This is a genomic window from Streptomyces sp. S3(2020), assembly GCF_013044505.1.
Taxonomy (GTDB): Bacteria; Actinomycetota; Actinomycetes; order Streptomycetales; family Streptomycetaceae; genus Streptomyces.
In genome coordinates this window covers 1-14,762 of record NZ_JABERD010000086.1, presented here as the reverse complement: position 1 = coordinate 14,762, position 14,762 = coordinate 1, and the positions used below count along the sequence as shown (strand labels likewise).

Below are 14,762 nucleotides of genomic sequence, written 5' to 3'. Positions count from 1 at the left end.
GGGGGCGTGCTCGGGTGGTTTCAGGGGGCGCGGCGGTGCATGGAGATCGACGGCACTGCACCCACCTAGGGGCGCGGGGAACTGCGCGACAAGCCACGAACTACCCGCACCCGGCAACGCCCCGTACCCCTACGGCGAAACCCCGCCTATTCCCCGCCGTGCCTCGGCGCGCAGCCCAGGACATGGGCCTTGACGAGTTCGGCGATACGGGGATCCCGGCGCCGGAACGCCTGGACGAGCTCCTCGTGCTCCTCCGCGTACGACTGCTGTACCGTGCCCAGCCAGCGGATGGAGAGGGCCGTGAAGACCTCGATGCCGAGCCCCTCCCAGGTGTGCAGAAGGACGGAGTTCCCGGCGGCGCGGACCATCTCCCGGTGGAAGCCCACGGTGTGCCGCACCTGTCCGGTCCCGTCGGACGCGCGGTCGGCCTCGTAGAGCGCGAGGACATGCGGCTCCAGGGCCGAGCAGTCCTGCGCCAGCCGCTCCGCCGCCAGCTCCGCCGCGATCGCCTCCAGACCGGCCCGGACCGGGTAGCTCTCCTCCAGGTCGGCCGCCGTCAGGTTCCGCACCCGCACGCCCTTGTTCGGCGCCGACTCGATCAGCCGCAGCGACTCCAGCTCCCGCAGCGCCTCCCGCACCGGGGTCTGACTGACCTCCAGTTCGGTGGCGATCCGCCGCTCCACGATCCGCTCGCCCGGCTTCCAGCGACCGCTGACGATCCCTTCCACGATGTGCTCGCGGATCTGTTCGCGCAGCGAGTGGACGACGGGCGCGGTCATGAGTGCTCCTTAAGGGCGTTTGACGTTTAGACAATAAGGCCGAGTGCCCGTCCCGGAGGGGCGCACGGGGGCGCTTTCATGCAGGTGAGACGAGACTTACACGCTCCCAGCCGGACGACTTCTGTCAAGACACGGAACCCCGTGGCGCCGAGAAGTGTCGCGTTCGGCAGGGGTTCCCACATCGGTGCCCCTTCGCACGACGGGGGGATGGCATGAACATCGGGGGACACCGGGGAGTGGCCGTCGCGGCCGTGATCGGCGCGATCATCGGCCTCGCGGGCTGCCAGGGCGCGTCGACGCGGGCGGCACAGAAGCCGGCGGACAAGGAAACGATCACCGGCCTCGCAGGTCAGGCGGGCACCGGCGGCCTCGGTGGCGCCTGCGTCTTCGTCAAGCCCGACGGCGCCCAGAAGTTCGGCCACGTCGGCTGGGGCTTCCGCGTCGCGGGGACCGACCGCTGGGTCTACGGCGCGGTGGAGAACCCGAGCGGCAGGCTCTACACCCGGCCGGGCGGCGACATCGGCGCGTGGCACGCGGAGGGGTCCTACGACCGCATGCTCAGCGAGATGTCCCGGGACGCCCTCCCCCACTCTCGGCTCCGCTCGACCGGGGGGACCCCCATCCCGGGCGAGTCCGAGCACCCGTACAGCCGCTACCGCTGCACGAACTCCTCGACGTACGACGTGACCGCGGCCCGGGCGATGATCCGCGAGGTCGAGGCCCGCGGCTTCCTGGTCGGCTTCGACCCGAAGACGGGCGACCTGACCTCCCGGGACTGCCTCGACGCGACGTACGACGTCCTGAAGGCGTACCGCACGAAGGGGCTGACGCGCGCCGACAAGCTGTCCGTCCCGAACGTGTGGGTAGAGCTGCTCTGGGACTGGTCGGACAAGCGGCTGACGCCCCGGTGAACACGACGGTGCCCCGCCCGGAGAGGTCCGGACGGGGCACCGTACTGCTTCCGAAGGGGGCTCAGAGGCCGAGCTCGACCTCGAACTCGCCCGCCTCCAGGATCGCCTTGACCGCGGTCAGGTAGCGGGCCGCGTCGGCGCCGTCCACCAGACGGTGGTCGTAGGAGAGGGTCAGGTAGGTCATGTCGCGGACGGCGATGACCGTGCCCTCCTCCGTCTCCAGGACGGCCGGGCGCTTGACCGTGGCGCCGATGCCGAGGATCGCGACCTGGCCCGGCGGCACGATGATCGTGTCGAAGAGCGCACCGCGCGAACCGGTGTTGGAGATGGTGAAGGTCGCGCCGGACAGCTCGTCGGGCGTGATCTTGTTGGCGCGGACCTTGCCGGCGAGCTCCGCCGTGGCCTTCGCGATACCGGCGATGTTGAGGTCGCCCGCGTGCTTGATGACCGGGGTCATCAGGCCCTTCTCCGAGTCCACCGCGATACCGATGTTCTCGGTGTCGAAGTAGGTGATCGTGCCCTCGTCCACGTTGATCCGGGCGTTGACGGGCGCGTGCGCCTTCAGTGCCTGGGCCGCGGCCTTGACGAAGAACGGCATCGGGGAGAGCTTGACGCCCTCACGGGCGGCGAAGGAGTCCTTCGCGCGGCCGCGGAGCTTCATCAGGCGGGTGACGTCGACCTCGACGACCGAGGACAGCTGCGCCTGCTCGTGCAGCGCCTTGACCATGTTGTCGCCGATGACCTTGCGGATGCGCGGCATCTTGACGGTCTGGCCGCGGAGGGGGGAGGCCTCCAGGGTCGGCGCCTTCTTGGCGGCGGGGGCGGCATGGCCTCCGGCAGTCACAGCGGCGGCCGGAGCCGGGGCAGCGGCGGCGGCCTTCGCGGCCTCGGCGGCGGCGATGACGTCCTGCTTGCGGATACGACCGCCGACGCCGGTGCCCTTGACGGCGGCCAGCTCGACACCGTGCTCGGCGGCGAGCTTGCGCACCAGCGGGGTCACGTAGGCACCGTCGTCACCGGAGGTGGCGACAGGGGCTGCGGCAGGGGTGGTCGCGACCGGAGCCGGAGCGGCCGGCGCGGGGGCCGGAGCGGCACCCGCGGCGCCGATGACGGCCAGCTCGGCGCCGACCTCGACCGTCTCGTCCTCGGCGACCTTGATGGAGGCCACCGGCGGCGGGCGAGGGGATCTCGGTGTCGACCTTGTCGGTCGAGACCTCGAGCAGTGGCTCGTCGGCCTCTACTCGCTCACCCTCGGCCTTCAGCCAGCGGGTGACAGTGCCCTCGGTGACGCTCTCGCCGAGCGCCGGAAGGGTTACGGAAACCGCCATGGTTTCGGTTGCTCCTTACGAATTGCGGAAGTCTGTGTCGTCGCGAAGTCGCGGAAACGCGTCGTCGACCGAGGGTCAGTCGTGCGCGTGCAGCGGCTTGCCGGCCAGCGCCAGGTGGGCCTCGCCGAGCGCCTCGTTCTGCGTCGGGTGGGCGTGGATGAGCTGGGCGACCTCGGCCGGCAGCGCTTCCCAGTTGTAGATCAGCTGGGCTTCGCCGACCTGCTCGCCCATGCGGTCGCCGACCATGTGGACGCCGACCACGGCACCGTCCTTGACCTGGACGAGCTTGATCTCGCCCGCGGTCTGGAGGATCTTGCTCTTGCCGTTGCCCGCCAGGTTGTACTTCAGAGCGACGACCTTGTCCGCACCGTAGATCTCCTTGGCCTTGGCCTCGGTGATACCGACGGAGGCGACCTCCGGGTGGCAGTAGGTCACGCGGGGGACACCGTCGTAGTCGATCGGGACGGCCTTGAGACCGGCCAGACGCTCCGCCACCAGGATGCCCTCGGCGAAGCCGACGTGCGCGAGCTGGAGCGTCGGGACCAGGTCGCCGACGGCGGAGATGGTGGGGACGTTCGTCCGCATGTACTCGTCGACCAGGACGTAGCCGCGGTCCATCGCGACGCCCTGCTCCTCGTAACCGAGACCGGCGGAGACCGGGCCGCGGCCGACGGCGACGAGCAGGAGCTCGGCCTCGAACTCCTTGCCGTCGGCGAGGGTGACCTTGACGCCGTCGGCGGTGTACTCGGCCTTCGAGAAGAAGGTGCCCAGGTTGAACTTGATGCCGCGCTTGCGGAACGCGCGCTCAAGAAGCTTGGAGGAGTTCTCGTCCTCGACCGGCACGAGGTGCTTGAGGCCCTCGATGACGGTGATGTCGGTCCCGAAGGACTTCCAGGCGGAGGCGAACTCGACGCCGATGACACCGCCGCCGAGGACGATGGCCGACTTCGGCACACGGTCCAGGACGAGGGCGTGGTCCGAGGAGATGATCCGGTTGCCGTCGATCTCCAGGCCCGGCAGCGACTTCGGCACGGAGCCGGTCGCGAGGAGGATGTGGCGGCCCTGGATGCGCTGGCCGTTCACGTCGACGGAGGTCGGGGAGGAGAGTCGCCCCTCACCCTCGATGTACGTCACCTTGCGGGAGGCGACAAGCCCCTGGAGGCCCTTGTACAGGCCGGAGATGACCCCGTCCTTGTACTTGTGGACCCCGGCGATGTCGATGCCCTCGAACGTGGCCTTCACACCGAACTGCTCGCTCTCGCGGGCCTGGTCGGCGATCTCGCCCGCGTGCAGCAGGGCCTTGGTGGGGATGCACCCTCGGTGCAGGCAGGTACCGCCGACCTTGTCCTTCTCGATCAGGGCGACGTCAAGCCCCAGCTGCGCCCCGCGCAGGGCCGCGGCGTAACCGCCACTGCCACCGCCGAGGATCACTAGGTCGAAAACGGTGCTGGCGTCGTTCGCCACGTCACGTCCTCCATGCATGTGCGCCGTACGCCGGTCTGCAGTGACCGCGCGGCGGCTGGTGTCCGGCCGCTCTTTCTTCGGCCCTGTGGTGGGGGCCCTGTCCTGCCGAGCCCCATCTTCGCACTTGTCGGAGGAGAACGAGACGCCGGGCCGGGGTGTGAGACACCACACGCTCACATGTGAGCAGCTCACTTTCGGGCAGGGGCCGCGGTGAGACGCGTAAGGGGCGCGGGGCTGTATCGATATGCGGCTCCGCCGCGCGGGCGCGACCAGCCACGACTGGTCCGCACTCGCCCACGCCCCTCAGCGATCGAGCTCTCAGGCGAAGGTCACCCCAGGTCGCCCGCGGCCGTCAGCTCCGCCAGCCGCACCAGCGTCCGCACAGCGGTGCCCGTACCGCCCTTGGGCGTGTACCCGAACGGCCCGCCCTCGTTGAACGCCGGACCCGCGATGTCGAGGTGCGCCCAGGTGATGCCCTCGCCGACGAACTCGCGCAGGAAGAGCCCGGCGACCAGCCCGCCACCCATCCGCTCGCCCATGTTCGCGATGTCGGCCGTGGGGGAGTCCATCCCCTTGCGCAGGTGCTCCGGCAGCGGCATCGGCCAGGAGGGCTCGCCCACCTCGGCCGCCGCCTCGTACACCGCGGAGCGGAACGCGTCGTCGTTCGCCATGATCCCGAACGTCCGGTTGCCCAGCGCCAGCATCATCGCGCCGGTCAGCGTCGCCACGTCGACGATCGCGTCCGGCTTCTCCGCGGAGGCCGCCCACAGCGCGTCCGCGAGGACCAGCCGGCCCTCGGCGTCGGTGTTGAGCACCTCGACGGTCTTGCCGCTGTACATCCGCAGCACGTCACCCGGCCGCACCGCGGAACCCGACGGCATGTTCTCGGCGAGCGCCAGCCACGCGGTGACGTTCACCTCCAGCCCGAGCCGCGCGACGGCCACGATGGCCGCGAAGACCGCCGCCGCACCGCTCATGTCGCACTTCATCGTCTCGTTGTGACCGGCCGGCTTGAGCGAGATGCCGCCCGAGTCGTAGGTGATGCCCTTGCCGACGAGCGCGAGGTGCTTCTGCGCCTTGGCGGAGGTGTACGACAGCTTCACCAGCCGTGGCGCCGCCTCCGAGCCGCCGCCGACGCCCAGGATGCCGCCGTAGCCGCCCTTGAGCAGTGCCTTCTCGTCGAGCACCTGCACCTTGATGCCGTGCTCCTTGGCCGCGGCCTGCGCGACGGCCGCGAAGGCCTCCGGGTACAGGTCGTTCGGCGGGGTGTTGACGAGGTCACGGGCCCGGTTGAGCTCCTCGGTGACCGCGAGGGCGCGCTCGACGGCCGCCTTGTACGCCTTGTCGCGCGGCTTGCCGCCGAGGAGGGCGACCTCCGCGAGGGGCGCCTTGCCGTTCTTGGGGTCCTTGGCGTTCTCCTTGTACGCGTCGAAGGAGTACGCGCCGAGGAGAGCGCCCTCGGCGATCGCGCCGGCGTCGGCGGCGTCCGCCAGCGGCAGCGCGAACGCGGCCTTCTTGGCGCCGGTCAGCACGCGGGCGGCGGCACCGGCGGCACGGCGGAGCGCCTCGGAGTCGAAGGAGGAGTCCTTCTCGGGCTCAGGGCCGAGCCCCACCGCCACCACGAGGGGGGTCTTGAAGCCGGCCGGCGCCGGCAGCTTCGTCACCTCGCCCTCGGCGCCGGAGGCACCGAGGGTCTCCAGGACACCGGCGAGGCTGCCGTCGTAGGCCTTGTCCACGGCCTCGGCACCCGGTGCTACGACCGGGCCCTTGGCGCCCTTGGCGACACCGATCACGATCGCGTCGGCCCGCAGGCCGGGCGCCGCGGCGGTGCTGAGAGTGAGAGCAGTCACGGTGGTGAAATCTCGCTTCCGATGTGAAGTTCAGTTGGTCGAGTGTGGGTGGGTCGACCGGGCCCGACAGCCGACCCTAGATCCGTGTCGAGGGGTGGCTTCGTCCGGGGCCTTCACCCCGTCGATGAACACCCGGAACGAGCCTACGCGCGTATGGCTGGTTCGCTCATTCCTACGGGCGTTCACCTGTGAGTGGCGTCATGGCCACTTCTCAATCCTTACTCCCGGTGACCTCAGTCACACTCCTCGTGTTCCGGTGAGCACCCCGCTCACCGCTTTGCATGATTTCCACTGATCCTCCTTGGATTTACCACAAGGGGATCTTCTGGGGGAGGACACACACAATGGCGCAGAGTGCGCTCAGATGGAGAGGCGCGGCCGCTGCCCTGACCACCGCCGGGCTACTGGCGTTGGGGCTCGGAGCACCAGGTGCGTCGGCAGCGGTGACGCCGCGCATCGATCTCAAAGTACTGGTCGTGGACAACGGCGACAGCCCCGTCCAGGCCATCACCGCCCAGCTGAAGAGCACGGGCATCCCGTACACCACCGTCGACCTGAACGACGCGAACCGCCCCGCCATCACGGCCGCGTTCCTCAGCGACACGGTCAACGGCACGCCCCGGGCCAAGTACCAGGGCGTCGTCCTGCCCAACGAGGCCCCGTTCGGCGCCGGTTCGGCCGAACAGACCGCGCTGGAGACGTACGAGAAGACGTACGGCATCCCGCAGGTCGACGCCTACACCTGGGCGCACCCGGGTGTCGGCCTGGAGTACAGCAGCTACTCCGGCTCGCTGGACGGACAGGCGGCGGGCATCACGGCCGCCGGCCGGTCGGGGTACTTCGGATACCTCGACGGCACCCTCACCTTCGAGGACAACTCCCCGTCGGTGATGGAGAGTTACGGCTACGTGGCCACCCCGGGGGCGGGCTTCACCAGCTATGTCGACACCGCCGTGCCCGGCGGCTCGGGCCGCGGCAGCCTCATCGGCGAGTACGTCCACGACGGGCGCCGCGAACTCGTCGTGACCTTCGCCTACAACCAGTACCAGCAGCAGTTCCGGGTGCTCGCCCGAGGCATCGTCGAGTGGCTGACCCAAGGAATGCACCTGGGACAGGCCCGCAACTACTTCGCCGTGCACGTCGACGACGTCTTCGCCCCCGACGCCCGCTGGGACAGCGAACGCAACTGCACTCCCGGCGACTTCGACTGCGCGGGCGGCGAGGGCGAGGGGACGACCCCGATCCGGATGACCGCCGCCGACGCGGTCTACGCCGCCCAGTGGCAGCAGCAACAGGGCTTCACGCTCGACATGGTCTACAACGCCGGTTCCGGCGAGGAGTGGAAGACCGAGCACGGCGGCACGGACGCCTTCGCCACCCAGCTGCTCGCCGACAAGGCCAAGTACCGCTGGATCAACCACACCTACACGCACAAGTTCCTGGGCTGCGTCCAGGACACCTCCACGGTGCCGTGGAGCTGCGCGAAGAACACCAACGGCACGACCCGCTACATGAGCCGGGCCGACATCTCCGCGGAGATCCGCGACAACTACAACTGGGGTGTCGCCAAGGGCCTTCCGCTGACCCGCGCCGAGCTGGTCACGGGCGAGCACTCGGGCCTGAAGACGCTGCCGCAGCAGCCGAACGACAACCCGAACCTCGCCGGCGCCCTCGCCGACAACGCCATCAAGTGGACCGCCTCCGACAACTCCCGCGAACCCGACCAGCGTTCGGTCGGCAGCAGCACACTGACCGTGCCCCGCTACCCGATGAACGTGTACTACAACGTGGGCACGAACGCCGAGATGGCCGACGAGTACAACTGGATCTACGCCTCGGCGGCCGACGGCGGCAGCGGCATCTGCGAGAACAACCCGTCCTCCACCTGCCTGGCCGAGCCGCTCGACCCGGCCACGGGCTACACGTCGTACATCGTCCCCCAGGAGGCCCGCACCGCCCTCGGCCACGCCATCGGCAACGACCCGCGGCCGCACTACGCCCACCAGTCCAACCTGGCCGAGGACCGGACCCTCTACCCGGTCCTGAACAAGGTGCTCGCGGACTACCGGGCGCTCTTCGCCGACAACACCCCGGTCCAGAACCTCGCCCAGGCCGCCATCGGCACCGAACTCCAGCGCCGCGCCACCTGGCAGGCCGCGCTGGCCTCCGGCAAGGTCACGGCGTACCGGGTCGGCACGACGGTCACGATCACGGCCCCGAGCGGGACCCAGATCCCGGTGACGGCCCCGGAGGGCACCAAGCAGCAACTCCTGCTCGGCACGACCACCTTCGGCACGGCGTACGCGGGCCGGCGCTCGGCCTGGACCACGCCGGCGGCACTGCAGTCGGCGTTGACTCTGAAGTTGCCGTAGGGGGAACGCCCTGAGGGGCGCGGGGCTGTATCGATGTGCGGCTACCGCCGCGTGGGCGCGACCAGCCACGACGCGGCGGTAGCCGGAGTACAGCTCCCGTACATCATCCGAGAACAGGGGGGAACCGCACGCCCATGCGTACGGGCCGACACGTCACCATGCTCACCGAAGGCACCTATCCACATGTCCACGGCGGCGTCAGCACCTGGTGCGACCAGCTCGTCAAGGGCATGCCGGAGGTCGACTTCCACATCCTGTCGCTCACCGGAAGCGGCCGCGAACCCGTGACCTGGGAGCTGCCGCCCAACGTCTACCGCCACACCTCGGTACCGACCTGGGGCGCACGCCCCGGCCGCACACACGCCCCGTACGGCAGGGCGCGGCGCCGTTTCATCGACTCCTACGAGCGTTTCCTGCTGTCCTTCCTCGACCCCGAGGCCCACTGCGACTTCGGTGAGGCCCTGTACGAGCTGGCCGAACTCGCCCGCGACGGACGCCTGTCGGCCGCGCTGCGCACCGAGTCGGCACTGCGCTCGCTGATGTGGATATGGACGATGCCGCACCTGGCGACCGCCGAGGCCCGCCCCACGGTCCACGACGCGCTCACCGCGACGGACCTGCTGGAACACGCCCTGCGCCCGCTGGGCGTCCGCGTCCCCGAGGACTCGGTGGCCCACGCGGTGAGCAGCGGCCTGGCCACGCTCCCCGCGCTGGCCGCCCACCATCTCGACGGCGTGCCGTTCCTCCTCACCGAGCACGGCATCTACCTGCGCGAGCGCTACCTCGGCTACCGCTCGGACGCCCAACGCTGGCCCGTGAAGGCGTTCATGCTCGGCTTCTACCGCGAGCTCAACTCCCTCGGCTACCGGGCCGCCGACCTCATCACCCCCTGCAACCAGTACAACCGCCGCTGGGAGGAGCGCGGCGGCGCCGACGCCGACAAGATCCGCACGGTCTACAACGGCGTCGACCCGGCCGCCTTCCCGCACGCCGGACCCGAACCCGAGGTCCCGACCCTCACCTGGTGCGGCCGCGTCGACCCCATCAAGGACCTGGAGACCCTGATCCGTTCCTACGCCATGGTCCGCGCCGAGCTGCCGGAGACCAGGCTCAGACTCTTCGGCCCGGTCCCGCCCGGCGGCGAGGAGTACAAGACCCGCCTGGAGAAGCTCGCCGCCGAACTCGGCGTCACCGACGGCCTCACCTTCGAGGGCCGCATCAGCGAGGTGTGGCGGGCGTACGCGGCCGGCCATGTGGTCATGCTCTCCTCCATCTCCGAGGGCTTCCCGTTCTCGATCATCGAGGCCATGTCCTGCGGCCGTACGACGGTGTCGACGGACGTCGGGGGAGTCAGCGAGGCGGTCGGCGACACGGGCCTGGTGGTGCCGCCGCGTGAACCGGAGAAGCTGGCGGCAGCGGCCCTGACCCTGCTCAGGGACGACGAACGGCGGCTGAAGCTGGGCGAGTTGTCACGGCAGAGAGTGATCGACCGCTTCACGCTGCGCCGTTCCGTGGACAATTTCCGCACGATCTACCAGGAGCTCGCCGGCATGCCCGAGGTGTACGAGCCCACGCTCGAAACCGTCGCCGACTGGACCCTCGAACTGCGCGACCCCTGGTACGCGGCGGTCGCGACGGACGGGACCGGCTGGTGAGCGGATCCGTCTGGCTGCCCCCGGGTGCCCGCCCGGGCACCCTGCCCAGCATCCCCGAGCAGCGCGGCCCCAGCTGGGCCCGCCCCGACCCCCTCGACGAACTCGCCGAGCGCCTCGACGAGTTCGTCGCCGCGGCCGTCCATCCCGACGAGATAGCCGCGCTCCTGGAGTCCGACGGCCTCTCGGACGACCAGATACGTGAGCGGTACGGCGTCAGGAACTCCTTCGCGCTGGCCGAGGAGCTCTACGAACGTGTGGACCGCCGCTATCCAGAACCGGAGGGCCCGGTCCACGACCCGTGGCAGGTAGGCCTGTTGGGCTGCCTGCTGAGGGGTGTCGTCTTCGCCCTCCCCGGCTTCGGCTACGTACTGGGCGCACCGCTGATGACCGGTCCCAGGGACTTCGGCCTCCCGGCGGGTACGGTTCCCCTCCTGGCCGGCTCGGTGATCGGCTGGACCTGGAACCAGGGCCTGGCCCACCGCGCGTACTCCTGGCTGGGACTGGGAGACCGCGAGGCGGCGAGACGCAGCCTGCTGCTCGGGGCGCCGGTGGGTGTGGTGCTGGGCGCCCTGGCCGCCCTGCTGGTCGCGGGCAGGGGCGAGATGACGGGGGTGGCCTTCGCCGTCGGTCAGTCCCTGTACCTGGGTGCGTCGACGGTCCTGCTGGTCCTGGGCCGCGAACGCGCGTTGCTGTACGCCCTGCTCCCGATGGCGGCCGGCGCGGCCCTGACTCTGCTTCACCCGGTGCCCGACGTCGTGCGACTGGCCTTGCTCTTGATCTCTTTGGCGGGCGTGGTGGTGCTGGGCGCGTGGGAAGTGAGGTCGGCTGCACGTGCCCCAAAGGGGCGCGGGGAACTGCGCGACAAGCCACAACGCACTCGCAGCCGCCACACAACAATGGGCCCCACCCTCTTTGCGTCCCTCCCTTACGCCCTGTTCGGCCTGGGAACCGGCATCCTGGTCCTCCACGCGGCCCTGGACGACCCCCTCGCCGCAGTCGCACTCACTCTCGGCATGGGCCCCGCGGAATGGCTCCTCCACCGCTTCCGCAGCGGCAGCCTCGCAGGCCTGCGCAACACCAGCCCCGCGAGGGCCTTCTGGCGTACGACGGCCACCACGCTGATCGAGTGCCTGACCGCCTACCTGGCAACCCTCCTCGCCCTGGGCCTGGCCATGTCCGCCCTGTCTCCAGGTCTGCTCCTGCTGGGCGTGGTCCTCTGGACCGGCCTCCTCCTCCAGTCCTTCGGCGCGATCCTCACCGCCACGGCGGTCTGCTGCACCGCCGCCCTGGCCCAGACACTCGCACTGCTGACCCACACGGGCACCCCGTACTGGGTCGCCCTCACCGTCCACGGCACCGCGGCCGCTGCCCAGGCCGCCCTCGTCTGCGCCCTGTTGGGAAGAGCGACGGCCCACCGATGAGCACTCTCCTGGTCCCGTACTACGAGCACCCGTCCGTCCGCCCCGCGGAATGGGACGCGATCATCGCGGCCGCACCCCGCCTCTACGGCGTCGTCCTCAACCCGGCCAGTGGCCCCGGCGACGCCCCCGACGAGGCCTTCGCCGAGCTCGCGGAGCGGCTGCGGGCGGCAGGAGTACGGGTGTTGGGCTACGCCGACACGGACTACGCCCGCCGGCCACCCGCCGACGTGGTCCGCGACCTCACCCGCCACCGCGACTGGTACGGCACGGACGGCGCCTTCCTGGACCAGGTCACCTCGGGCCCGGAGGAGTTCGCGTACTACCGGCGGCTCGCCACCACCGTCCGGGGCACCCTCGCCCTGAACCACGGCACCAATCCCCACCCCTCCTACGCCCGCATCGCCGACGTCCTTGTCACCTTCGAGGGCACCTGGTCGACGTACCGCCGACAGCCCCCGCGACCATGGCGCGGCGCCACGGACGTACGGCTGTGCCACCTGGTGTACGGCGTCCCGGACGGCGTCGACCTGGCGGCGGAGGGGGTGGACCTGTACTGCGCGGTCCCCGGGGTGGGAGATCATCCTTGGGGTACGTTGCCGCACACTCTGGAGCCCGCTCGGTGAGACGCGTTTTCTGGCTGGTCCCCCTTCTCCTGCTGGCCGCCTGCACGACGGCCCCGGACCCGAAACCCGGCTCCCGCTGGCAGCCGGCCCCCGGCCTCGACTGGCAGTGGCAGCTCACCGGCAAGACGATCGACACCTCCGTCGACGTCCCGGTCTACGACATCGACGGCTTCGACCAGCCCGAGTCCACCGTCACCGCCCTGCACGACAAGGGCCGCAAGGTGATCTGCTACCTCTCCACCGGAGCCTGGGAGGACTGGCGCCCCGACGCGAAGAAGTTCCCCAAGTCGGTCATCGGCCTCAGCAACGGCTGGGAGGGCGAACACTGGCTCGACATCCGCGAGACGGACGTCCTGGAACCGCTGATGGCGGACCGCATGGACATGTGCCGCGAGAAGGGCTTCGACGCCGTGGAGCCCGACAACATGGACGGCTACAAGAACCGCACCGGCTTCCCCCTGAAGGCCGCCGACCAGCTCCGCTACAACCGCCTCATCGCGGAACTCGCCCACGACCGGGGCATGTCGGTCGGCTTGAAGAACGACCTGGACCAGATCCCCGAACTGGTCGACGACTTCGACTTCGCGGTCAACGAACAGTGCGCGCAGTACGACGAGTGCGACGCCAACACACCGTTCATCGAGGCGGAGAAGGCGGTCTTCCACGTGGAGTACGAACTGCCGACGAGCAAGTTCTGCGCGCAGTCACGGAAGTTGAGGCTGAGCTCGATGCTGAAGAAGTACGAGCTGGGGGTCTGGCGCCGGGCCTGTTAGGTGCCGAGAGACAGGACGACCAATGCGGTCGTCGCCGCGGTCTCCGCGAGCCCTCCGAACACATCGCCGGTCACCCCGCCGAGGCGACGCGTGCAGTGCCTCAGCAGGACTTCGCCGCAGGCGAGGGCGGCGAGCACCGCGAGGGCCGTACGGACGGCGTCGTACGGTCCGAAGAAGGCCCCCGCGCCCGCTGCCGCCAGCGTCACGGTGACCGCGACGGCGACCGCGCCCCGTAGCGGAACCACCCCCGCGACCGCCGCCCCCAGCCCCTCGGGCCGGGCCGCCGGTACGCCGACCCGCGCGGCCAGCGTCAGCGCCAGCCGAGCCGCGGTGGCCGACACGACCGCGGCCATCGCACCCCGCGCCCACGACTCGCCGTACGCCTGCGCCAACGCCGCCACCTGCGCGAGCAGTACGAAGACGAGGGTGATGACCCCGAACGGCCCGATGTCCGACTGCTTCATGATCCGCAGCGCGTCCTCGGCCGGCTTGCCGCTGCCGAGCCCGTCCGCGGTGTCGGCGAGGCCGTCCAGATGGAGCCCCCGGGTGAGAGCGGCGGGCACGGCGGCGGAGCCGACCGCGGCGAGCAGCGGTCCCGAGCCCAGGGCCAGCAGCAGGACGCCCAGCGCGGCGGCCGCCGCCCCGACCACCACCCCCGCCAGCGGAGCGCACAGCATGCCTCCGCGCGCGGCGTCACGGTCCCAGCGGGTCACCTTGACCGGGAGCACGGTCAGGGTGCCGAAGGCGAAGCGGAGACCGTCGGGCCAGGGGTTCGAAGAGGACGCAGACACCGGAGGAGGTTACCCGGCGGTCAGCGAGGCGTGACCCCCGACCATGGATAAAGTGCGCTTATGGGACATTGGCTCCAGCGGAACATCATCGAGCCGGGCAAGCTGCCGCTGCTGCTCGCCCTCACCTCCTTCGTGGTCACCTTCGTGGTCACCCGGGTCATCACCCGGCTCATCCGCGCGGGCAAGGGCCCCTTCGGGAACGTCAGCTCCGGCGGGGTGCACATCCATCACGTGGTGCCCGGGGTCGTCCTGACCGTGGTCGGCGGCTTCGGTGCGGTCGGCAGTGGCCGGCACGGTTTCGGGGCGGGCGTGTGTGCGGTGATCTTCGGTGTCGGCGCGGGGCTCGTGCTGGACGAGTTCGCGCTGATCCTGCACCTCGACGACGTCTACTGGACGGAGGAGGGCCGCAAGAGCGTGGAGGTGGTCGTGCTGACCGCCGCCCTCGTCGGACTGGTGCTGTCGGGCTTCTCGCCGTTCGGTGTCAATGACCTGAGCCAGGACGAGCTCCAGGACCGGGCGAGCGTGATCTCGACCGTGGTGGTCAACTTCCTCTTCGCCCTGGCCGTCCTGGGCAAGGGCAAGGCCCGTATGGCGATCTTCAGCGTGATCGTCCCGCTCGTCGGCCTGATCGGCTTCGTCCGCCTGGCCCGCCCGGGCTCACCCTGGGCCCGCCGCTTCTACCGCCGCCGCCCCCGTGCCCGCGCCAAGGCCACCCTGCGCGCCTACCACCACGACCGCCGCTGGGCGGGCCCACGCCGCAAACTGGAAGACCTGATCGGCGGCAAACCCAACCCC

11 protein-coding genes and 1 pseudogene are annotated in these 14,762 nt (G+C 70.4%); 7 read left to right on the top strand and 5 right to left on the bottom strand.

What is annotated here, in order from left to right:
• Positions 1-146 precede the first annotated feature (146 nt).
• On the bottom strand, positions 147-779 hold the full coding sequence (locus HLK59_RS25765) for a GntR family transcriptional regulator (RefSeq protein WP_171143885.1): 633 nt from the start codon (positions 777-779) through the stop codon (positions 147-149).
• Between the two features lie 212 nt (positions 780-991).
• Here HLK59_RS25765 and HLK59_RS25760 point away from each other — a divergent pair, with 212 nt between their 5' ends.
• Entirely contained in the window at positions 992-1,690 is a 699-nt protein-coding gene (locus HLK59_RS25760; RefSeq protein ID WP_171143884.1) for a hypothetical protein, read from the top strand.
• A 61-nt stretch (positions 1,691-1,751) separates the two neighbouring features.
• On the opposite strand, the pseudogene sucB reads toward HLK59_RS25760, so the two are convergent.
• From sucB to HLK59_RS25745, 3 genes and pseudogenes are all read right to left on the bottom strand, one after another.
• Positions 1,752-3,000, bottom strand: a pseudogene (sucB, locus tag HLK59_RS25755) (2-oxoglutarate dehydrogenase, E2 component, dihydrolipoamide succinyltransferase); the annotation flags it as partial.
• A gap of 93 nt (positions 3,001-3,093) precedes the next feature.
• Positions 3,094-4,482: a dihydrolipoyl dehydrogenase gene (gene lpdA / locus HLK59_RS25750; protein WP_171143883.1), complete on the bottom strand. Its 1,389-nt coding sequence runs from the start codon at positions 4,480-4,482 to the stop codon at positions 3,094-3,096.
• A 329-nt stretch (positions 4,483-4,811) separates the two neighbouring features.
• On the bottom strand, positions 4,812-6,332 hold the full coding sequence (locus HLK59_RS25745) for a leucyl aminopeptidase (RefSeq protein ID WP_171143882.1): 1,521 nt from the start codon (positions 6,330-6,332) through the stop codon (positions 4,812-4,814).
• A 344-nt stretch (positions 6,333-6,676) separates the two neighbouring features.
• Here HLK59_RS25745 and HLK59_RS25740 point away from each other — a divergent pair, with 344 nt between their 5' ends.
• The 5 genes from HLK59_RS25740 to HLK59_RS25725 all read left to right on the top strand — a co-directional run bounded on the left by HLK59_RS25740 (position 6,677) and on the right by HLK59_RS25725 (position 13,176).
• On the top strand, positions 6,677-8,704 hold the full coding sequence (locus tag HLK59_RS25740) for a hypothetical protein (protein WP_171143881.1): 2,028 nt from the start codon (positions 6,677-6,679) through the stop codon (positions 8,702-8,704).
• 134 nt (positions 8,705-8,838) lie between these two features.
• A complete protein-coding gene (gene pelF / locus HLK59_RS25735; protein ID WP_171143880.1) occupies positions 8,839-10,359 on the top strand; it encodes a GT4 family glycosyltransferase PelF in 1,521 nt (506 codons plus the stop codon).
• Positions 10,356-11,780 carry a hypothetical protein gene (locus HLK59_RS25730; RefSeq protein ID WP_171143879.1) on the top strand — a complete coding sequence of 475 codons (1,425 nt, stop codon included), beginning with the start codon at positions 10,356-10,358 and terminating at the stop codon, positions 11,778-11,780. The genes pelF and HLK59_RS25730 overlap by 4 nt, the downstream gene beginning before the upstream one ends.
• Positions 11,777-12,403: a spherulation-specific family 4 protein gene (locus HLK59_RS51230; RefSeq protein ID WP_240982643.1), complete on the top strand. Its 627-nt coding sequence runs from the start codon at positions 11,777-11,779 to the stop codon at positions 12,401-12,403. Before HLK59_RS25730 ends, HLK59_RS51230 begins: the two co-directional genes overlap by 4 nt.
• Complete coding sequence (locus HLK59_RS25725) at positions 12,400-13,176, top strand: endo alpha-1,4 polygalactosaminidase (protein WP_346779810.1); 777 nt, start codon at positions 12,400-12,402, stop codon at positions 13,174-13,176. The genes HLK59_RS51230 and HLK59_RS25725 overlap by 4 nt, the downstream gene beginning before the upstream one ends.
• On the opposite strand, the gene HLK59_RS25720 is transcribed toward HLK59_RS25725, so the two are convergent.
• Entirely contained in the window at positions 13,173-13,967 is a 795-nt protein-coding gene (locus HLK59_RS25720; RefSeq protein WP_171143877.1) for an adenosylcobinamide-GDP ribazoletransferase, read from the bottom strand. The genes HLK59_RS25725 and HLK59_RS25720 overlap by 4 nt on opposite strands.
• A 60-nt stretch (positions 13,968-14,027) precedes the next feature.
• Between HLK59_RS25720 and HLK59_RS25715 the strand changes: the two genes are divergently transcribed.
• Positions 14,028-14,762 (top strand): hypothetical protein (locus HLK59_RS25715; protein WP_171143876.1); only part of this gene is annotated, 735 nt, incomplete at its 3' end.